The following is a 19,059-nucleotide window of genomic DNA, read 5'->3' as shown; positions in this document are numbered from 1 at the left end:
GGCCCCGGCCGCGGCGGGTTCGCTCCGCCCCGAGGTTTTGGGCTTCGTCACACGGGGAACCTCCGGGTGGTTCGTCCGCGTTGTCAGGATGACCGGAACCGATGAGGGAGGACCCACCGTGCCTTTGATGAAGAAGCTGACCATGCTGGCCGGCGCCGCCGGAGCGGCCCGTGCCTACGCCAAGAAGAACCCCGAAAAGGTGAACCAGGTCGTCGGCAAGGCCGCGAAGTTCGTCGACGACAAGACCAAGGGCAAGTACCACAACCACATCGCCGGCGCGGTCCGCAAGGTCAACTCGGTGACCGGGCAGCCGGGTCGGCCGGGGCCGGCGGCCGGCCGGTAGTCACCCGGCGGTCAGGACCTCGAGCAGCCCCTCGCCGTACTTGGCGAGCTTGTTCTCGCCGACCCCGCTGACCGTGCCCAGATCCGCCAGCGACGACGGCCGTTGCGTGGCGATCTGGCGCAAGGTCGCGTCGTGGAAGACGACGTACGCGGGCACGCCCTGCTCCTTCGCGACCCCGGCCCGCCAGGCACGCAGGCGTTCGAACAGCGGGGCCGCCTCCGCGGGCAGGTCCACCGCCGGCGTGGCCTTCCTGGCGCTGCGGACCTTCGCGGCGGCGGCGCGTTCCGGTTCGCGGCGCAGCAGCACCTGGCGATCGCCGCCCAGCACTTCCGCGCTGCTTTCGGTGAGCACGAGCGAGCCGTAGTCGCCTTCGACGGCGAGCAGCCCTTGGGCGAGCAGCTGCCGCACCACCGCCCGCCACTCCGGCTCGCGCAGCTCGGTGCCGATGCCGAAGGTCTTGAGCGTGTCGTGCTGGAACTGCGTGACCTTGGGCGTGGCCTTGCCGAGCAGGATGTCGATGATCTGGCCCGCACCGAACTTCTGCCGCCGTTCGTTGCGCAGCCGCACGACGGTCGACAGCAGCTTCTGCGCCGGGACGGTGCCGTCCCACCTCTCCGGCGGGTTCAGGCACGTGTCGCAGTTGCCGCAGGGCTCCGCCTGCTGTCCGAAGTAGTTGAGGATCTGCACGCGGCGGCATTCCACCGTCTCGCACAGCGCGAGCATCGCGTTCAGGTGGGCGCCCAGCCGGCGCCGGTGCGCCTCGTCGCCCTCGGACGTGTCGATCATCTTGCGCTGCTGCACGACGTCCTGCAGCCCGTACGCGAGCCAGGCGGTGGACGGCAGGCCGTCGCGGCCGGCCCGGCCGGTCTCCTGGTAGTAGCCCTCGACCGACTTCGGCAGGTCCAGGTGCGCGACGAACCGCACGTCCGGTTTGTCGATGCCCATGCCGAACGCGATCGTCGCGACCACAATCAAGCCGTCTTCGCGCAGGAACCGCGACTGGTGCTTCGCGCGGGTGCGCGCGTCGAGCCCCGCGTGGTAGGGCACCGCCGGAATTCCGTTCTGCACCAGGAATTCCGCGGTCTTCTCCACCGAGTTCCGCGACAGGCAGTAGACGATCCCCGCGTCACCCGGGTGCTCGGTGCGCAGCAGTTCCAGCAGCTGCCGCTGCGGCGAGTTCTTGCCGACGATCCGGTACTGGATGTTCGGCCGGTCGAAGCTCGCGACGAAGTGCCGGGCCTCGTCGAGCCGCAGCCGCGCGGAGATCTCCTTGTGCGTGGCTTCGGTCGCGGTGGCGGTCAGCGCGATCCGCGGCACGTCCGGCCAGCGCTCGTGCAGCGCGGAGAGCTGGAGGTAGTCGGGCCGGAAGTCGTGGCCCCACTGGGCGACGCAATGCGCTTCGTCGATCGCGAACAGGGAAATCTTGCCGCGGTCGAGCAGCCGCACGGTGGATTCGACCGAAAGCCGTTCCGGGGCCAGGTAGAGCAGGTCGAGCTCGCCGTTCAGGAAGGCCGTCTCCACCTCCTGCCGCGCCGCGTAGTCCTGCGTGGAGTTGAGGAAACCGGCGCGGACACCGGCGTTGCGCAGCGCGTCGACCTGGTCCTGCATCAGCGCGATCAGCGGCGAGACCACCACGCCGACGCCGGGCCGCACCAGCGCGGGAATCTGGTAGCACAACGACTTCCCACCGCCGGTGGGCATCAGCACGAGCGCGTCGCCGCCGGCGATCACGTGCTCGACGATCGCCGCCTGGTCGCCGCGGAAGCTGTCGTAGCCGAACACGCGCCGGAGGATCTCCAGTGCGTCGGACGCGGGTGCGAGGTCGGTCTCTGCCACCCGCCCGACTATAGAGCGGGGGTCCGACAGTCCCGGCCCGCCCCGCCGCCGGGTGGCAGGATGGGCGGGTGGAGTACTGGCCCGTTCCCGATCTCGCCGCGTATTTCGGCGGCGCGTGGCGGCTGGACCGGCAAATCCTCACCGCGGACGGTGACCCCGCGGGCGAGGTCACCGGCACCGCCACCTTCACCGAGGCCGAGGGAGTCCTCGTCTACCACGAGGAGGGCGAGCTGCGGCTGGGCGGCCACACCGGGCCGGTCACGCGGACCCTGCACTACCGCCCGGCGGGCCCCGGCCGCGCGTCGGTGCACTTCGACCACGGCGGCTTCTTCCACGACCTCGACCTGCGCGAAGGCCGCTGGACGGCGGACCACCCCTGCCGCGCGGACCACTACCGCGGGGAGTACCGCGTGACCGGCGCGGCGCGGTGGCAGCAGGAGTGGGCGGTGCGTGGGCCGGCCAAGGACCACGTCATCGTCAGCCGGTTCACCCGTTAGACGATGCCGCCGTTGGCGCGCAGCACCTGGCCGTTCACCCAGCGCGCCGGACCGGCGAGGAACGCGACGACCTCGGCGATGTCCTCCGGCCGGCCCAGCCGCTCGAGCGGCGGCTGCTTGGCCATCCGGTCGATGGTCTCCTCGTCCTTGCCGTCGAGGAACAGCGCGGTCGCGGTCGGGCCGGGCGCGACGGTGTTCACGGTGATGTCGCGGCCGCGCAGCTCGCGCGCCAGGATCATGGTGATCGCCTCGACCGCGCCCTTCGTCGCGTTGTAGACGCCGTAGCCGGGCAGGTTCAGCCCCAGCACCGACGTCGAGGTGGTGATCACGGCCCCGCCCTCGCGCACCCGCCGCGCGGCCTGCTGGGCCACCGCGAACGTGCCGCGGATGTTGGTCCGGTGCACCCGGTCGAGGACTTCGAAGTCGATGTCGGCGATCGGCGTCGGCGGGTTCATCACGCCGGCCAGGTGGGCGACGACGTCGACACCGCCGTACGTGCGTTCCGCGGTGTCGAACAGGTCCGCGACCGCGGCCGGTTCGGCCACGTCGGCGCGGACGGCGATCGCCCGGCCACCGCGCGCGGTGATGGCCTCGACGACGGCCGCGGCCTCCTTTTCGTTGCCGGCGTAGTTGACGACGACCGCCATGCCGTCGGCGGCCAGGCGCTCGGCGACCTGGCGGCCGATGCCGCGGGAGCCGCCGGTGACGATCGCGACGCGGGTGTCGGGGGTGCTCATCGGTTTCTCTTTCCGTCCGGGCGGCGTCCGTAGCGCCGCTTCGCTCGGTCTGTTATCGATGATAGCACCATGATGGTATCGGCGCTAGTCGACTGCTGTTACCGCTGTTACTTACGCCGGGTGACGGCATCCGGCCGTATCGCCGCCGCCGGTCGGCCGAATCCCGGCGTCCGGGGCGCCCTTCCCGTTTTCGGCCGAGGTAATCCGGGAACACCCCCACCATCGGGGGCTTGACATCCTTTAAGGAGTTTGTGCGATGCCCACATGGCTGATCGTCTTGATCGTCGTCGTGGCCGTCGCGGTGCTCGGCGCCGTGATCTGGCTGGTGACGCAGGAGATGCAACGAAAACGGCTGCAACAGCGGTTCGGTCCCGAGTACGACCGCACGGTCGCCGAAAAAGACAGCCCTCGTGCCGCACAACGCGAACTCGCCGAGCGGGAACGCCGGCACAAGGAGCTCGACATCCGGCCGCTTTCGGCGTCGGCGCGCGAGCGTTACGCCCGGCAATGGGCGCAGGTGCAGGAAAAGTTCGTCGATCAGCCGTCCGCCGCCGTCGCCGAGGCCGACCAGGTTCTGGTCTCCCTGATGGCCGAACGCGGGTACCCCACCGAAGGCTACGAGCAGCAGGTGGCCGACCTTTCCGTGCGACACGCCAAGACGCTGGAGCACTACCGGGCCGCGCACGCCACGCAGCAGAAGCGGGACGGAGCGTCCACTGAGGACCTCCGGGACGCCATGGTGCGCTACCGCACCGTGTTCGAGGACCTGCTGACCGACGGCGCCGACGACGAGCAGCACCACGACCACCACGAGCGCCGGAACGGTCACGACCACGACCGCAATGACGACGACCGCAACGACCACGACAGCGCCGAGGGGCACGCCACCGATCGTCGTGACAGCGACGGTCATGGCACCGAACGCCAGGCGTCCGCGCACCAGCAGACCGAGCGAAACGGAGGACGTTGACCATGACCGAGCACCTGACGCGGCACAACGCCGAGGACGACCAGGACTTCCCCGGGCGTGAAAACGTTCGCGAGACCGGCGGCTTCCGGGACGACAGCGACGACAGCACCGCCGGGGTCCCCGGCCAGGACCGGGCCGACTTCCGTGAGCCGGGCACCGGCGACGAGCGCGATGCCGACCAGAACCTGAGCACCGCCGACCTGGCCTCAGCCGGGCAGCACGACACCCACGACACCACTCCGGCCGGCTCGGGTGGCGACGTGGAAGCACCCGCGGAGTCCGGTGGCGACATCGAGACGCCCGCGGAGTCGGGCGGCGACGTGGAAACCCCCGCCCAGTCGGGTGGCGACGTCGAAACGCAGCGGCTGATCGACGAGGAGAAGGTCACCGGGTTCCGCGACCGCTGGCAGAACGTCCAGGTCGGCTTCGTCGACGACCCGAAGCAGGCCGTGCGGCAGGCCGACGAACTGGTCGCCGCCGTGATCAGCGCGTTGGCCACCACCTTCGCCGAGCACAAGAGCGAGCTGGAATCCCAGTGGCAGCAGGGCGAACCGGCCACCGAGGAGCTGCGGATCGCGCTGCGCCGCTACCGCTCGTTCTTCGACCAGCTGCTGCCGCGCTAGCGGACACCGTTTGCCGGCGGGCATGATCGGGTACGCACGCCGGCAAACGGTGTCAGCAACGGGAGGCAGCCGAATGAACGTGGCCGATCTGCTCGTCGACGGGTTCGGCCGGGTCCAGGGCACGGTGCACGCAGCGGTGGACGGACTCACCGCCGAGCAGCTCGGGACCCGGCCGGCCGACGGCGCGAACTCGATCGCCTGGCTGGTGTGGCACCTGACCCGGGTCCAGGACGACCACGTCGCCGACGTGGCCGGGACCGAGCAGGTGTGGACCGGCCAGGACTGGCTTTCCCGGTTCGGCCTCCCGTTCCCGGCGGGCGACACCGGCTACGGCCACCGCCCGGCCGACGTCGAGGCGGTCCGGGTCGACGAACCGGGCCTGCTCACCGGCTACTACGACGCCGTCCACGAGCAGACCGTCCGGTTCGTCACCGGCCTCGACGCCGGCTCCCTCGACCGGATCGTCGACGAGGCCTGGGACCCGCCGGTCTCGCTGGGCGTGCGCCTGATCAGCGTCCTCGACGACGACATCCAGCACGCCGGCCAGGCGATGTACGTCCGCGGCCTGCTCGAGCGCCGGTAGCTCAGGAGTCCTCGTAGCCGTCGCCGCGGTGGTCGGCGAGCCGCTGCGGACCCGGGCCGTCGCCCCCGAGGCGGTCGCCCGGGTTCGCGAGCCGGCACTTGGCCAGTGACATGCAGCCGCAGCCGATGCAGTCGCCCAGCTGGTCGCGCAGCTGTTCCAGCTGGCGGATCCGCGCGTTGAGATCGTCCTGCCAGCAGCGGGAGATCCGGGCCCAGTCGGTGCGGGTGGGCGTGCGGTCGTCGGACAGCAGCGCGAGCACTTCCCGGATCTTCGACAGCGGCATGCCGACCCGCTGGGACATCCGGATGAAGGTCACCCGCCGCAGCGTGTCGCGGCGGTAGCGCCGCTGGTTGCCCGCGGTGCGGCGGCTGTGGATGAGGCCTTCGTCTTCGTAGAAGCGCAGAGCCGACGCGGGTACCCCGCTGCGCCGGGAGAGTTCGCCGACCGTCAGGTCGGGCAGCGGCCGGGCCGTGGCGTTCCCCATGGTCCACACCCAACCACAGCGGCACGCTTGACTTCAAGTCAGCTTGAAGTCCCATCCACACCCAACCACAGCGGCACGCTTGACTTCAAGTCAGCTTGAAGTCCCATCCTGGTGCGGAGGGCGCCAATGCCCACCTGTCAAGGAGGAAAGTGTGTCCGAAGCACCGATGCGGGTCGCGGTGATCGTGGGAAGTGTCCGGGAAGGACGGTTCGGCCCGGTGGTGGCGGACTGGCTGGCCGGCGTCGCGGACGCGCACGGCGGCTTCGAGGTCGACGTCGTCGACCTCGCCGAGCCCGACCTCCCGCTGGTCATGCCGGCGTTCGGCGCCGCGCCGCCGGAGACGGTCGTCGCCGAGGTCGCGAAGGTGGCGCCGCGGCTCGACGCCGCCGACGCGTTCGTCGTGGTCACCCCGGAGTACAACCACAGCTATCCGGCTTCGCTCAAGAACGCCATCGACTGGCACCGGCCCGAATGGCGGGCCAAGCCGGTCGCTTTCGTGTCCTACGGCGGGATTTCGGGAGGCCTGCGCGCGGTCGAGCACCTGCGCGCGGTCTTCGCGGAGCTGCACGCCGTGACCATCCGCGAGACGGTCAGCTTCCACGGCGCCCACGCCCGGTTCGGGGACGACGGCGTGCCGAACGACGCCGGAGCGGCCGTCGCGGCGAAGGCGATGCTCGACCAATTGGGCTGGTGGGCCCGGTCGCTGACGGAGGCCAGGGCGGCGCGCCCCTACCCCGGCTGAGGCCGGCCGGCGCCGGCCGCCAAGTCGACCTCGGGTCCGGCGCTCACGCCTGGCACGTCTGGTACGGCAGCTCGAGGTCCGGCCCGGCGAGACCGATGGTGCGGTCGATCGAGTACCCGCCCTCGGCGGCCAGCGCCGCGAACGCGGTGCAGACCAGCTGGTTGATCCCGACGCTGGTGAGCGGCCGAAGCGGGAACGAAACGGTGATCGTCGCCCGCGAACCGGGGGTGACGGCGACCGTCCCGGCCCGGCGCGGCAGGGCCGTCGTGTACCCGTCGGCCTCCTCGTCGAGGGACGGTCCGTCCATCAGCATCGACAGCGCTGCCTCGACGCTCACGACGCCTTCGGCCGCCCGGGCCACCGGGGCCACCCGGTCGTCGAGGACGAAGTAGAGGATCAGGTCGCTGCCGCGCCCGTCGCTCGCGGGGCTGCGCAGGGTCGGCGCAGGGCCGGCCGGGATCACCGGCGTCGGTTTGACCCCGCACGCACTCGCCAGCAGCAGCACCGCCAGGACGGCGAGTTTCTTCACCACGCCTCCCGGGGCAGGCGCAGCTCGAACCGGGCGCCGCCGCCGGTGTCGGCGGCGACGATGTCGCCGCCGTGCAGCCGCGCGTTCTCCCGCGCGATGGACAGCCCGAGGCCGCTTCCCTCGGACCGGGCGCGGGCGGTGTCGGCCTTGGTGAAGCGGTCGAACACCCGCGGCAGCACGTCGGCGGGGATCCCGGGCCCGTGGTCGGTGACGGTGAGCACGACGTCACCGCGCTCCTGGCGCAGCACCACCTCGACCGGCGGCGCGCCGTGGCGCAGCGCGTTGCCGACCAGGTTCGCCACGACGATGTCGAGCCGCCGCCGGTCGAGCCGCGCGGTGATCCCGGCCGGCAGATCGGCGACCAGGCCGTCGCCGGGCTCCCAGCCGCGCGCGGCGAGGCTGTCGGTGATCGCCGCGGCGACGTCCAGCTCCTCCCGGCGCAGCTCCGCCCGCCCGGCGTCGAACCGGGAGATCTCGATCAGGTCCTGCACCAGCCGGGTCAGCCGCCGCGTCTCGGCCGATACCAGCCGCGCCGCCACCGCGGTGTCCGGCGGCAGTTGCTCCGCGTCCTCGTCGAGGACGTCGGTGACCGCGTTCATCGCCGCCAGCGGGGTCCGGAGCTCGTGGGAGACGTCGGCGACGAACCGCCGCGCGTCGGCCTCCATCGTCCGCAGGGTGCTCACCGTGCGCTCCAGCTCGGCGGCGGTGTGGTTGAACGTGGTGACCAGCTGCGCGAGCTCGTCCGACCCCTTCGCGCGCAACCGCACGTCCAGCCGCCCGCGACCGAGCTGGCTCGCCGCGGTGTTCAGCGCGCGCACCGGCCGCAGCACCTGCCGCGCCGCCAGCAGCCCGAGCCCCACCGCGAACGGCAGGACGAGCGCGGAGACCTTCCAGGCGTTGCGGGCCAGCTCGTCGATCGCCTCCTGCTGATCGGTCAGCCGCGCCATCGCGTAGACCTCGAGACCGCTCGGCCTGCCGCCGGCGGTCTGCACCGGGACGCCGACGAAGAACAGCGGGTAACCCTGGACGTCGACGCGCTGGAATTGGATGTAGGTACTGGCGGCCACGGCGTGGCGCAGGTCGGCCGGGACGTCGTCGAGTGCCGGGCCCGACGACGAGTGCAGTTCCCGGTAGACCACGAGTGCGTTGCTGGACTTGAGCGCCGTCGCGAACGTGTCGAGCGCGGCCTGGGACGGCGGCATCGACAGGGTGGGCAGGTACGCGGCGATCTGGTCCCGCAGCTTGAGCATCGTCTGGTCCTGGATGCCTTCCAGGATGGCCCGGCGCGCGGAGACGTAGCTGGCGCCCGCGGCGGCGGTGGCGCCGAGGATCATGATCACCGCGAAGGCGGCGACCAGCCGGGGCCGCAGCCCGGCGAGCCACGACCGGATCCGCTGGTTCACGACCGGCCGAACCGGTAGCCGAACCCCCGGACCGTCTGTACGTGTTCCGGCTTCGCCGGCACGTCCTCGATCTTCGCGCGCAGCCGCTGCACGCACGCGTCGACGAGCCGGGAGTCCCCGAGGTAGTCGTGGTCCCACACGGCGGAGAGGATCTGCTGGCGGCTGTACACCTGACCGGGCGTGCGCGAGAGCTCCAGCAGCAGCTTCAGCTCGGTCGGCGTCAGCGACACCGGTGCGCCGCGCTTGGTCACCTCGAGCGCGGCCCGGTCGATCACCAGGTCGCCGTGCCGCTCCTCGGCCGCGGCCGGCTCGCCCGGCCGTTCGCTGACCGCCCGGCGCAGGACCGCCCGGATCCGCGCGTCCAGCACGCGCGGCTCGACCGGCTTGGCGACGTAGTCGTCCGCGCCCGCCTCGAGCCCGGCCACGACGTCGAAGTCGTCACTGCGCGCGGTGAGCATGATGATCGGGACCGGGCCCGCCGCCCGCATCCGGCGGCAGGTCTCGAAGCCGTCCATGCCGGGCAGCATCAGGTCGAGCACGACGAGGTCGGGCCGGTGGCGCACGAGCAGCTCGATGCCGAGTTCGCCCGATTCCGCGGTGTGCACCACGTGTCCCTGCCGGCGCAGGGCCAGCTGCAGGCCTTCCCGCACCGCCGCGTCGTCCTCTACCACCAGTACCTCGGCCACGGCGCCATTATTCGGAAAAGGGCACGTCATGGCGACCCGGGCGGATCTTGTAGCAAAACCATGACATCGCCCTGACGGGATCCCGAAACGCGCGTCCCAGACTCGGGGACATGGCAGTGATTTTCTTCGAGGCACCTCCCGCCGCCCGCCCGGCCGGCACCGCGCCGGTGGCCCGCGCCGCGTCCCGCGCGGCGGTGCTCGCCGCGAGCGCGGCCGGGTTCGCCCTCGCGTTCGTCGCGGCCTACCTGCTCTTCGTCCGCACGGAGGCCGGCCGCGGCGTCGAGAACGGCGTCGTCCGCAGCGCCCAGTCCGCGGGGACCACAGTGGACTGGGCTGCCCCGCTGCGAGAGGCCGACCTGGTGGTCGTGCTCGGCGGGGTCGCGGTGCTGCTCGTGGTGATCTGCCTGGTGCGGAGGCGGCTGGCCCTCGGCGTGCCGGCGCTGGTCCTGCTCGCCGCGCCCCTGGTGGTGGCGCAACTGCTCAAGCTGTACGTCCTGGAGCGCCCGAGCACCGGCGACCGCCTCGGCGTGGCGAGCCACAACAGCTTCCCGAGCGGGCACGTCAGCGCGGCGATGGCCGTGCTGGTGGCGCTCGCGATCGTCCTGCCCCGCCGGTTCCGCCGGCAGGCCCTGGTGACGGGCGGATTCGGCGTCGCCTGGGTCTCCGCAGCGGCGGTGGCCCTGGGCTGGCACCGGTTGAGCGACACCGTCGGCGGCTGCTTGCTGGTCGCGGCGGTCACCTGCGCCGGGGCGGCGGTGGTGTCCGCCCGCCGCCCCGACGGTGACCGGGTGCCGCTGGTACCGGTGCTGACGGGGTTCCTGGCCCCACCGGCGCTGGTGCTGGCGGGCTTCGCGGTCCTGGCGACGGCGACGTCCGGCGCGGCCCAGTTCGTCGCCGCGATGGTGCTGGCGGCCCTGTCGGCGATGGCGGTGGTGTTGCTGCTCGCGGGGCCGTTGCGCCGGGTGGCGTTCGACCCGGCCGAAAGCCGGGTCCGCCGCCTCCGGCGGCGTTGACCGGACGCACGCCGCGGCGGTGAGGCGGCGATCGCTCCGGTGACGTGCCGGGGTGGCCGGTTCGCGTGGCTGGCGGGTGGGCTTGCGTGCCTGGCGGGTCGGGTTGCGTGGCTGGCGGGTCGAGTTGCGTAACTGGAGGGTCGGTATGCGTGCCCGGGCGGCCGGTTTGCGTGCCGGGAGGGTGGGCTTGCGTGCCTGGCGGGTCGGGTTGCGTGCCTAGCGGGTCGGGTTGCGTACCGGGGCGGTCGGGCGGCGTGGCCGGCGGGGCATTGCGCGTGGCTGGCGGGGTATCTCGCGTGATTGAGCGGGCAGCTCGCGCGATTGGCGGGGCCTCACGTGGGTCGGGGGTTGCGCGGCCGGGGCAGCGGGGCCAGTTTCGGGGGATTGGACCGCGACAACGATCGTGGCCCGGCCTAGCGTCGGGGAATGGACCCGAGGCTTGCCGAAGACCTGAACGCCCTGCCTGATCTCCTCGATTCCGTCCGCAAACTCGCGGGTGAGGCGCTCGCCGGGCTGGAGGGGCGGGCGGCTGCCGTCCCGCCCGTTGCCGTGGACCCGGCGCCCCTGCCGGCCGAAGGCGCCGGCGCGAGGGGTGCGCTGGAGGAGTTCTCGCGGCGCTGGGAAGGCGGCTTCGCCGCCAGTGCGGGTCCGCGGTACCTCGGCTTCGTGACCGGCGGCGCGACCCCGGCCTCTCTGGCCGGAGACTGGCTCACCGCCGCCTACGACCAGAACCCCGCCAGCGGGATGGATTCCTCCGCGCAGGACCTGGAACGCGAGACCGTCGGCTGGCTGGCCGAACTGTTCGGGCTGGGCCCGGAGTTCTCCGGCGCCTTCGTCACCGGGGCGACCATGTCCACGGTGACCGGCCTGGCCATCGCCCGCGAGTGGCTCGGCGAACGGGCGGGAGTGACGGTCTCCGATGAAGGCGTGACCGCGCTCGGACCCGTCACCGTGCTGTCCGGTTCGCCGCACTCGAGCGTCCTGAAGGCATTGTCGTTCCTCGGGATGGGGCGTTCCGCGCTGCGGACGGTGCCGGTGCTCCCGGGCCGCGAAGCCGTCGATGTCGCGAAACTCGCCGAGGTGCTCGAGACGCTGGACGGGCCGGCCGTCGTCGTCGCGAACGCGGGGACCGTGAACACCGTCGACTTCGACGACCTGCGCGCGATCGCGGCGCTCAAGCAGCGGTACGACTTCTGGCTGCACGTCGACGCCGCGTTCGGCGGGTTCGCCGCGCTCGCACCGGAGCACGCGGCGCTCACCGCGGGCCTCGAGCAGGCCGACTCGGTGGTCATCGACCTGCACAAGTGGCTCAACGTGCCTTACGACTCCGCCGTCCAGTTCACCCGCCGCCGCGACCTGCAGCTGCGCGTGTTCAGCAACAACGCGGCCTACCTCGGCGAGATCGGCGAGACCCCGGACTTCCTGCACCTCACGCCGGAGAACTCCCGGCGGCTGCGCGCACTCCCGGCCTGGTTCTCGCTCGTGGCGTACGGCCGCGCCGGGCACCGCGAGATCGTCGAGCGCTGCGTCTCCCTGGCCCGGGACCTGGGCGCGCGGCTCGACGGCTCGCCACGCTGGCAACTGCTCGCGCCGGTGCGGCTCAACGTCGTCTGCTTCACCCCGGCCGGGGAGGTCACCCAGGACCGGATCGACGCTCTCGTGCGCGCCATCGCCGAGGACGGGACCACGTTCCTGACCCCGACCGTCTTCGGCGGCCGCCCCGCACTGCGTGCCGCCTTCAGCAACTGGCGGACGACGACGGCCGACGTCGACCAGGTCTTCGGCGTGCTGGAGCGGCTGGCCGCCGGCTAGCTGCGGTCCGACTTCGGCATCAGGTACTTCCACGGCGAGGCGCCGACGCCCAGTTCGCAGGGCACGTGCACCAGCGCCGGCCGGCCCGCGGCGAACGCCTTGTCCAGCGCGTCGCGCAGGTCGTCCGGGGTGCGCGCGGTCAGGCCGAGCGCGCCGAACGTCTCGGCGAGCCGGGCGAAGTCCGGGTTCCGCAGCCGCCCGCCCAGCGCGCGGCCCTCGAACAGCCGCTCCTGGTCGAGGTGGACGTTGCCGTAGCTGCCGTTGTCGAACACGACCGCCACCACGTTCAGTCCGTATTGGACGGCCGTGGCGAGTTCCTGCGCGGCGAACATGAAACCGCCGTCCCCGGCGACCGAAACCACCGGACGGCCGGGGAAGGCCGCCTGCACGCCCAGCGCCGTCGGATAGCCGAAGCCGAGGGTGCCCTGGTGGCCGCAGGTGACGAAGGTGCGCGGCGCGTACACCTCGAACCCGAAGTAGGACGCGAAGCCGACCTGGCAGATCTCCTCGACGAAGAAGCCGTCGCGCGGGAGCACGTCCCGGATCGCCCGGAGGTACGCCAGCTCCGGGCCGACGTCGGCGCAGCGCTCGGCCACAGCGGCCTTCAGCGCGGTGAACTCCGCCGTCCGGTCCGTCCGTTGTGGACCGATGGCGCCGGTGAGCGCGGCCGCGGCGTCGGCGGTGTCGGCGACGATCGCGACGTCCGCTTCGAGCCGGGTCGCCTGCCGCGGGTCGATGTCGAGCAGGATCGACTTCAGGCCGGCGGGCTTGTCCGGCCAGCGGAACCAGGACAGCTCCATCCGCGACCCGATGCCGACCACGACGTCGGTCTCGGCCCACCGCTCGAAGCCCGAGACGCACGTGAAGCCGAGCGGGTGGTCGTCGCCCACGATGCCGCGCCCGCCGCGGAACGGCACCACCGGCGCCTGCAGCCGCTCGGCCAGCGCCCGGACCTCGGCGGCGGCGTGCCGGGCCCCACCGCCCACCATGATCATCGGGTGCTTCGCGCCGTCCAGGAGTTCGGCGGCCTTCCCCACGGCGACCGGGTCGACGACCGGCCGGGGCAGCGCCAGCGGGCCGATGACTTCGGCCGGGGCGCGCAGTCCCAGCACATCCCAAGGCACGGCCAGCGAAACCGGCCGCGGCCGTCCGCCCGCCGCTTCCCGGAACGCCGTCGCCAGCGCGTCCGGGACCTCGGCCGGGTGCTCGACCAGCGCCGACCACTTCGTGATCGTGCGCAGCGTCGCGAGCTGGTCGGGCATCTCGTGCAGGTGCCCGAGCCCGCGGCCGAGGTACGCGCGCGGGATTTCGCTGGTGAGGCACAGCACCGGTGCGCTCGCCCCGTACGCCGAGAGCAGCGCCGCCGAGGCGTTGAGGACACCGGGGCCGGGCACCACGGTGCAGACGCCGGTGCGGCCGGTCGCCTGGGCGTAGCCGAACGCCATGTAGGCGACGGTCTGCTCGTGCCGAGCGCCGATCACGCGAATCTCGCCGTCGGCGCGGGCGAGGCTGTCGAACAGGTCGTAGGTCTGCACGCCGGGCAGGCCGAAGACGGTGTCCACGCCGTGGGCCCGCAGCCCGTCGACGATCAGGTCGGCCGCGGTCGGGCTGGCTGGGGGTGTCGGCATCGGCGCGCCTCCTGCGGGTCGTTCGTCAGCGGACCATATATGCGGGCTGCGGCGCTTCGGGCCGGCGGCGCGCGGGCGGTCCGATTCGGGATGGCCGGTGAGGCTTCGCCGGGCCTTCGGTGGAGGCAGCCCGCCGCCGCGGGAAGCTTGTTTCGCCGGCCGCGGGATGCCAGGGTCGGGACGTGGCGATCTTCTCCGCGCCGGACGGAACCGGGCTTGCCTTTCGCCTCTCCGGTTCCGGTACCGAGCCTCCGGTGGTGTGCCTGCCCGGTGGGCCGATGCGGGCCGGGATCTACCTCGGGGATCTCGGCGGGTTGAGCGCTCGGCGGCGCGTCGCCGTCCTGGACCTGCGGGGCACCGGTGACTCCGAGGAGCCCGCCGACCCCGCCACCTACCGGTGCGACCGCCAGGTCGAGGACGTCGAGGCGCTGCGCAAACACCTCGGCCTCGAACGGTTCGACCTGCTCGGGCACTCGGCCGGGGCGAGCCTGGCCGTCCGGTACGCGGCGCGGTACCCGCAGCGCCTGCGCCGGCTCGCGTTGATCACGCCGAGCCCGCGGGCCGTCGGCTTCGAGCTGCCGGTCGACGAACGGCGGCGGATCATGGCTCGGCGAGCCGGTGCTCCCTGGTTCGCCGCCGCGACCGCCGCCTACGAGTCGATCGCCGCGAAGACGGCGACCAGCGCCGACTGGGCCGCCTTCGCACCGCTGTACTACGGCCGCTGGGATGCTGCGTCCCGGCGGCACCAGGCCGGGGAACCCGGTCAGCGCCACGGTGCGGCCGCCCGGATCTACAACTCCGCCGGCGCCTTCGAACCCGAGACGACCCGTGCCGCGCTCGGCGCCGTCACCGCGCCGGTGCTGGTGCTGGCCGGTGAACTGGACTGGATCGCCAGCCCGGCCATCGCCGCCCGCTTCGCCGGACTGTTCCCGGACGGCCACGCCGTCGTGCTGCCCGGTGCCGCGCACTACCCGTGGCTGGACGACGCGCCCGCCTTCGGGTCAGCTGTGGGCGGGTTTCTGGCCTGAGACCGGGTTGCGGCGGGGTTTGATGCGGACCGCCGGCAGCGCCGGTGCCGGCAGGCGCCGGGGCGTGCCCGGGTAGCCCGTGACCCGGCCGAACTGGTCCGACTCGGCTTGCCACGCTTCGCGGAACGCGGCGATCTCCTCGTGGGTGCGGCCGACGAAGTTCCACCACATCACGATTTCTTCGTCGAACGGGGTGCCGCCCAGCAGGAGGAAGCGGGCCGGGGCGGTGCCGCGGTTGCTCAGGGTCAAGGAGCGCATCCCGGTGCCGACGTAGCCCAGCTCCGCCGCGCGGACGCGCGTGCCGGCCACGAAGACATCGCCGGTGTCCACCAGGACGCCGTGCTCGAAGCCGGGGTCCACGCCGAGGGACATGTGGGCGTCCGGGCCCAGGACGACTTCTGCGCCCAGCAGCGGGGTGAACGTCGGGATCGGGGACGTCCGGCCGGCCAGCGACCCGAGGAACACCCGGATCTCCGCGCCTTCGATCCGGTTCACCGAGGGCACGTAGTGGTCGAACGCCCGCGCCGCGTGCCGATGCCGCTCGGGCAGCGCCACCCAGAGCTGGACGCCGTGCAGCGTCTTCGTGGCCGCGGTCGAGACCTCCGAGTGGCAGATGCCGTGCCCGCCGGTCATCAGGTTCAGCTCGCCGGGCCGGACCATCGCGTGCGTGCCCAGGCTGTCGCGGTGCTCGATCTCGCCGGCGAACAGCCAGCTCACCGTCTGCAGACCGGTGTGCGGGTGCGGGGCGACGTCCATCGCGCCCGGCCCGGTGACCTCGTCCGGGCCGTAGTGGTCGGCGAAGCACCACGCGCCGATCAGCGACCGCGACCGCTGGGGGAGGGTGCGCCGGACCCGCATGGCCCGCGGGCCGCCCAGCGGAACCTCGCGCGGGGTGAGGACCTCGACGGCCGGGCGGTCCGGGTCGGTGGCCGCCGGCCGGTCGCCACAGGCGAGCTCGGCGGGGGCGGCCTCGGTGTTGCTCATATCGGCCACGGTAGTCGCGTTTGTCGCCGGTGCGTGGTGGGCGGGGTCACGGGTGGCGGGCGGTGGGGCGCGGCCGGGTGGTGGGTCGCCGGGCTCGCCGGGTGGGGTTTGGTTGCTGGGTGGCGGGGTTGGCGGGGTGGGGCTGCTGGGTGGCGGGCGGGGTTGCCGGGCCAGCCGGGGTGTGGCCGCTGGGGTGGTTCGGCGCGGTCGCGGGCCGGGCGAGGTGCTGGTGCCGTGCGCGGTTGCCGGGCGAGCCGGGTTGCGGCTGCGCGGGTGGGTGGGCCGAGGTGTGGCCGCTGGGGTGGTTCGGGCGCGTCGGGGGCGGACCGGGATGCGGGGCATCCGGGCTGGGCGCTGCTGCTCGGCAGGCGCTGTTGCCGGGCGGGCCGGTCGTGGTTGCCGCGGGCTGAGTGTTGCTGCCGGGCGGGCCGGTCGCGGTGCAGCGGACTTGGGCCTTGCTGCCGGGCGGGCCGGTCGTGGTTGGTGTGGGCTGAGCGCTGCTGCCGGGCGGGCCGGTCGCGGTGCAGCGGGCTCGGGCGCCGCTGCCGAAGAGGAGCGCGGCTCTCTGCCGCCAACTCGATGGCCGTGCGGGTGCCGGTTGCTTTGTGGAGTTGTCAAAGATCGCGCCGGTCGCCTGGTCAGGCGGCCGATCTTTGGTCGGCGGTGATGATGGCGTGGCCGGCCGGGGTCAGGATGGCCGGGACTAGCTCGCCGGGGCGTCCGGGGCGGGCCGCGCGGACCAGGCCCAGGTGGGCCAGTGCGTGGGCCGCGAACTGGTCGCCGCAGGACAGGCCGTCGATGAAGAGGTCCGGTTCGCTGCTGCAGGACACCCGGCCGCGGCCGGCGCCGACTGCTCGGAGCATCGCCCGCATCCGGTGGTTGACCACGGGCTGCGCCGCCGCCGGTGCGCCGGTCTTCTCGTTCCCGTTCATGTCGGTCCCTCCCGCTCGTGGTTCGGCCTCGTCTACCCATGCGTCGAATCAGGGGGCGGGATTTCGACACCGGGCCCGGCCGGAGCGTCCCCTCATCGTCACCGCAGGCGGTCCAGCACCGGTCGAACCCCCGTCAACGGGCGTTCGGAGGCCGGCCGCGAACGGATGGGGATCAGAACGGCGGGTTGCCCACCGCCACCGGTTCCGGGGTCCAGGAACTGCTGCCCTCGCCGCCCGGCGCGCGGCTGGTCTTGGTCACCTTGGCGGTGGCGTACCGCAGGGACGGCCCGATCTCGTCGACCTCCAGCTCCGTCACGGTGCGCTTCTCGCCCTCCTTGGTGTCGTACGACCGCTGTCTCAGCCGGCCGTGGACGACGACGCGGGTGCCGCGAACGAGCGACTCCGCGACGTTTTCCGCGTACTGCCGCCACAGGCTGCAGCGCAGGAACATCGGGTCGCCGTCGCGCCAGGCGCCGGACTCGCGGTCGAACACCCGCGGGGTGCTCGCGACCGTGAAGTTCGCGACCGCCGAGCCGGCCGGGGTGAACCGCAGTTCGGGGTCGCCGGTCAGGTTGCCGATCACGGTGACCGTCGTTTCGCCTGCCATCGGTCTCTCCTTCTCCTCCGGGTGCGGGGTGCACCGCTCTCGCCGATGAGGAGAGCACGGGGGACCGACAATTCCGGGCCGGCGTGACGAGCTGCCGCCACCCGGCCGGGTGGGTTTCCTGGCGCCACGCCGACGGCGTTCGAGAAGGAGCTCGTGACGCTCACCCACCGCCCGTCGGACCTGGACGACCTGGTCGCGAGCGCGCTCGAAGAGGCCACGCGCTCGGCGCTGGAAAGCGACCACACGCTGGGCGGACGTGCGCGGGAGCAGACCGCGGCAGTGGCTGCGTCCGGGGCCGCGTGCGAGGACCAGGCGGGCCCTGCCCGCGCGCGGGAGGGCGGCCGGCCACGCCGCCGCGGATCTCACTCGGACGGGTGGTCTTGCGCGGGACGTCGCCCATGCGGGCGGACCCGTGCCGTCGGAAACGCGGCCCGGCTGGGCGCGCACGCGGTGGCCGCGCGTGCCCAGCGGGAATTGCCGATCGGCGGGGAGATGCCGGGCCCGGTGCGGCCGAGCGGGAGCCGCGCGAGTGGGCGGACGGCAGTGAGTGGCTGCACGGGCGGTCCGGATCGCTCGTCGGACCGCCGGGTCCTGGTCTAGTGGCCCTGCTGCGGGAACTGTCCCTGCTGGGGGTGCTGACCCTGCTGCGGGAGACCCTGGGGCTGGGAGGGGTGCTGCGGCTGCTGGAAACCCTGCGGCTGCTGGAAACCCTGCGGCTGCTGGAACCCCGCCTGCGGAGCGCCCTGCGGCTGCGACGGGTGCGGCGGGTACCCCGGTGCCGCCTGCTGCTGGGCCTGGCCCTGCTCCTCCTGCGCCTGCAGGCGGACGGCGTCCTCCTTCGGGATGCGGTTCTCGATCCCGCAGAACGTGCACTGCGCGGTGTACTTGACGCTGATCGGGAACAGCGGGATGAAGAACAGCGTGAACTTCGTGACCGCCTTGCGCACCGCGTGCGAAGCGGGGTTGCCGCACCGGCCGCACAAGAAGGTCGTCATCGCCAGCACGTAGATCCGTGTACGCCAGCCCCAGATCAGCATCGGTCTTCTCTCTTTCGGTCCTCTTGTTCGCCGCGCAGCCTCGCACACCATGGGTGCTCGCCGGGGCGGTTTTGCCGATCTGATCGGACCAAGACCCGGCAAACGGGACATTCGGCCCGTACCGCGGCGCCGAACGGCCCCGGGGCTAGGTTGGGATCATGCCGAGCAACTTCACCTTGAAGACGATGAATGCCGTGCACCGCGGCCTGATCAAGCTCACCGGTGGGCGGGTGGGGTGGCAGGTCGCCATGCCCGTCCTGGAACTGACCACGATCGGCCGCAAAAGCGGGCAGCCGCGGTCGGTGCTGCTGACTTCGCCGCACCAGGAGGGCGAAACGCTCGTCGTCGTCGCTTCGCGGGGTGGTGATGACACGCACCCCGCGTGGTTCCTCAACCTGCGCGACCACCCCGACGTCGAGGTCTCGCTGAAGGGCGGCCCGAAGCGGCCGATGCACGCCCGGATCGCCGACGCCGGGGAGCGCGCGCAGCTGTGGCCGAAGATCGCCGCCGAATTCAAGAACTACGCGCAGTACCAGACGAAGACCGAGCGCGAGATCCCGCTCGTCTTCCTCGAACCGCGGTAGC

At 72.7% G+C, this 19,059-nt stretch carries 21 protein-coding genes; 10 read left to right on the top strand and 11 right to left on the bottom strand.

The window, feature by feature from the left end; translation table 11 throughout:
* The first annotated feature begins 118 nt into the window (after positions 1 to 118).
* Complete coding sequence (locus AB0M80_RS40645; protein ID WP_364575587.1) at positions 119 to 343, top strand: antitoxin; 225 nt, start codon at positions 119 to 121, stop codon at positions 341 to 343.
* Here AB0M80_RS40645 and recQ read toward each other — a convergent pair whose 3' ends face one another.
* Positions 344 to 2,179 carry a DNA helicase RecQ gene (recQ, locus tag AB0M80_RS40640; protein WP_364575585.1) on the bottom strand — a complete coding sequence of 612 codons (1,836 nt, stop codon included), beginning with the start codon at positions 2,177 to 2,179 and terminating at the stop codon, positions 344 to 346. It abuts the gene before it with no gap.
* A gap of 68 nt (positions 2,180 to 2,247) precedes the next feature.
* Between recQ and AB0M80_RS40635 the strand changes: the two genes are divergently transcribed.
* Entirely contained in the window at positions 2,248 to 2,676 is a 429-nt protein-coding gene (locus tag AB0M80_RS40635; RefSeq protein ID WP_364575583.1) for a DUF6314 family protein, read from the top strand.
* On the opposite strand, the gene AB0M80_RS40630 is transcribed toward AB0M80_RS40635, so the two are convergent.
* The gene (locus AB0M80_RS40630; RefSeq protein WP_364575581.1) at positions 2,673 to 3,413 is read right to left on the bottom strand and encodes an SDR family oxidoreductase; all 741 of its coding nucleotides are present in this window, start codon (positions 3,411 to 3,413) and stop codon (positions 2,673 to 2,675) included. The two genes, AB0M80_RS40635 and AB0M80_RS40630, sit on opposite strands and share 4 nt — an antisense overlap.
* A gap of 256 nt (positions 3,414 to 3,669) precedes the next feature.
* Between AB0M80_RS40630 and AB0M80_RS40625 the strand changes: the two genes are divergently transcribed.
* From AB0M80_RS40625 to AB0M80_RS40615, 3 genes are all read left to right on the top strand, one after another.
* The gene (locus AB0M80_RS40625; protein ID WP_364575579.1) at positions 3,670 to 4,383 is read left to right on the top strand and encodes a hypothetical protein; all 714 of its coding nucleotides are present in this window, start codon (positions 3,670 to 3,672) and stop codon (positions 4,381 to 4,383) included.
* 2 nt (positions 4,384 to 4,385) lie between these two features.
* Positions 4,386 to 5,006 carry a hypothetical protein gene (locus AB0M80_RS40620; RefSeq protein ID WP_364575577.1) on the top strand — a complete coding sequence of 207 codons (621 nt, stop codon included), beginning with the start codon at positions 4,386 to 4,388 and terminating at the stop codon, positions 5,004 to 5,006.
* A gap of 73 nt (positions 5,007 to 5,079) precedes the next feature.
* Positions 5,080 to 5,589: a DUF664 domain-containing protein gene (locus AB0M80_RS40615; protein WP_364575575.1), complete on the top strand. Its 510-nt coding sequence runs from the start codon at positions 5,080 to 5,082 to the stop codon at positions 5,587 to 5,589.
* A 1-nt stretch (position 5,590) separates the two neighbouring features.
* Here AB0M80_RS40615 and soxR read toward each other — a convergent pair whose 3' ends face one another.
* Positions 5,591 to 6,073: a redox-sensitive transcriptional activator SoxR gene (soxR, locus tag AB0M80_RS40610; RefSeq protein WP_364575573.1), complete on the bottom strand. Its 483-nt coding sequence runs from the start codon at positions 6,071 to 6,073 to the stop codon at positions 5,591 to 5,593.
* A gap of 151 nt (positions 6,074 to 6,224) precedes the next feature.
* Between soxR and AB0M80_RS40605 the strand changes: the two genes are divergently transcribed.
* Complete coding sequence (locus tag AB0M80_RS40605) at positions 6,225 to 6,815, top strand: NAD(P)H-dependent oxidoreductase (RefSeq protein ID WP_364575571.1); 591 nt, start codon at positions 6,225 to 6,227, stop codon at positions 6,813 to 6,815.
* A gap of 43 nt (positions 6,816 to 6,858) precedes the next feature.
* Here the strand turns inward: AB0M80_RS40605 and AB0M80_RS40600 are convergent, their stop codons facing one another.
* Genes AB0M80_RS40600 through AB0M80_RS40590 form a run of 3 tightly spaced genes read right to left on the bottom strand, consistent with a single transcriptional unit; the run spans position 6,859 to position 9,433 of the window.
* Positions 6,859 to 7,344 carry a hypothetical protein gene (locus tag AB0M80_RS40600; RefSeq protein WP_364575569.1) on the bottom strand — a complete coding sequence of 162 codons (486 nt, stop codon included), beginning with the start codon at positions 7,342 to 7,344 and terminating at the stop codon, positions 6,859 to 6,861.
* Positions 7,341 to 8,747 (bottom strand): HAMP domain-containing sensor histidine kinase, encoded by a 1,407-nt coding sequence (locus AB0M80_RS40595; RefSeq protein ID WP_364575567.1) that lies wholly within the window; start codon positions 8,745 to 8,747, stop codon positions 7,341 to 7,343. The genes AB0M80_RS40600 and AB0M80_RS40595 overlap by 4 nt, the downstream gene beginning before the upstream one ends.
* Positions 8,744 to 9,433, bottom strand: a complete 690-nt coding sequence (locus AB0M80_RS40590) for a response regulator transcription factor (protein WP_364575565.1) — start codon at positions 9,431 to 9,433, stop codon at positions 8,744 to 8,746. The genes AB0M80_RS40595 and AB0M80_RS40590 overlap by 4 nt, the downstream gene beginning before the upstream one ends.
* 116 nt (positions 9,434 to 9,549) lie before the next feature.
* On the opposite strand from AB0M80_RS40590, the gene AB0M80_RS40585 reads away from it, so the two are divergent.
* Both AB0M80_RS40585 and AB0M80_RS40580 read left to right on the top strand, forming a co-directional pair.
* A complete protein-coding gene (locus AB0M80_RS40585; RefSeq protein ID WP_364575614.1) occupies positions 9,550 to 10,446 on the top strand; it encodes a phosphatase PAP2 family protein in 897 nt (298 codons plus the stop codon).
* 426 nt (positions 10,447 to 10,872) lie between these two features.
* Complete coding sequence (locus AB0M80_RS40580) at positions 10,873 to 12,258, top strand: pyridoxal-dependent decarboxylase (RefSeq protein ID WP_364575563.1); 1,386 nt, start codon at positions 10,873 to 10,875, stop codon at positions 12,256 to 12,258.
* On the opposite strand, the gene AB0M80_RS40575 is transcribed toward AB0M80_RS40580, so the two are convergent.
* Complete coding sequence (locus AB0M80_RS40575) at positions 12,255 to 13,886, bottom strand: thiamine pyrophosphate-dependent enzyme (protein ID WP_364575561.1); 1,632 nt, start codon at positions 13,884 to 13,886, stop codon at positions 12,255 to 12,257. The two genes, AB0M80_RS40580 and AB0M80_RS40575, sit on opposite strands and share 4 nt — an antisense overlap.
* A 182-nt stretch (positions 13,887 to 14,068) precedes the next feature.
* Here AB0M80_RS40575 and AB0M80_RS40570 point away from each other — a divergent pair, with 182 nt between their 5' ends.
* Complete coding sequence (locus AB0M80_RS40570; protein WP_364575559.1) at positions 14,069 to 14,914, top strand: alpha/beta hydrolase; 846 nt, start codon at positions 14,069 to 14,071, stop codon at positions 14,912 to 14,914.
* Here the strand turns inward: AB0M80_RS40570 and AB0M80_RS40565 are convergent.
* The 4 genes from AB0M80_RS40565 to AB0M80_RS40550 form a co-directional block, all read right to left on the bottom strand.
* A complete protein-coding gene (locus AB0M80_RS40565; RefSeq protein WP_364575558.1) occupies positions 14,888 to 15,898 on the bottom strand; it encodes a pirin family protein in 1,011 nt (336 codons plus the stop codon). The genes AB0M80_RS40570 and AB0M80_RS40565 overlap by 27 nt on opposite strands.
* Before the next feature lie 638 nt (positions 15,899 to 16,536).
* Positions 16,537 to 16,830, bottom strand: a complete 294-nt coding sequence (locus AB0M80_RS40560; RefSeq protein WP_364575557.1) for a hypothetical protein — start codon at positions 16,828 to 16,830, stop codon at positions 16,537 to 16,539.
* A gap of 172 nt (positions 16,831 to 17,002) precedes the next feature.
* Positions 17,003 to 17,437: a single-stranded DNA-binding protein gene (locus AB0M80_RS40555; RefSeq protein ID WP_364575555.1), complete on the bottom strand. Its 435-nt coding sequence runs from the start codon at positions 17,435 to 17,437 to the stop codon at positions 17,003 to 17,005.
* Between the two features lie 596 nt (positions 17,438 to 18,033).
* Positions 18,034 to 18,474 (bottom strand): zinc-ribbon domain-containing protein, encoded by a 441-nt coding sequence (locus tag AB0M80_RS40550; RefSeq protein ID WP_364575553.1) that lies wholly within the window; start codon positions 18,472 to 18,474, stop codon positions 18,034 to 18,036.
* 158 nt (positions 18,475 to 18,632) lie between these two features.
* On the opposite strand from AB0M80_RS40550, the gene AB0M80_RS40545 reads away from it, so the two are divergent.
* Positions 18,633 to 19,058, top strand: a complete 426-nt coding sequence (locus AB0M80_RS40545; protein WP_364575551.1) for a nitroreductase/quinone reductase family protein — start codon at positions 18,633 to 18,635, stop codon at positions 19,056 to 19,058.
* Position 19,059 lies beyond the last annotated feature (1 nt).

Origin of the sequence: Amycolatopsis sp. NPDC051045, from assembly GCF_040682955.1 — a bacterium.
Taxonomy (GTDB): domain Bacteria; phylum Actinomycetota; class Actinomycetes; order Mycobacteriales; family Pseudonocardiaceae; genus Amycolatopsis.
Note: the sequence above shows the minus strand (reverse complement) of the source record. Positions and strands in the feature narration are given on the sequence as shown.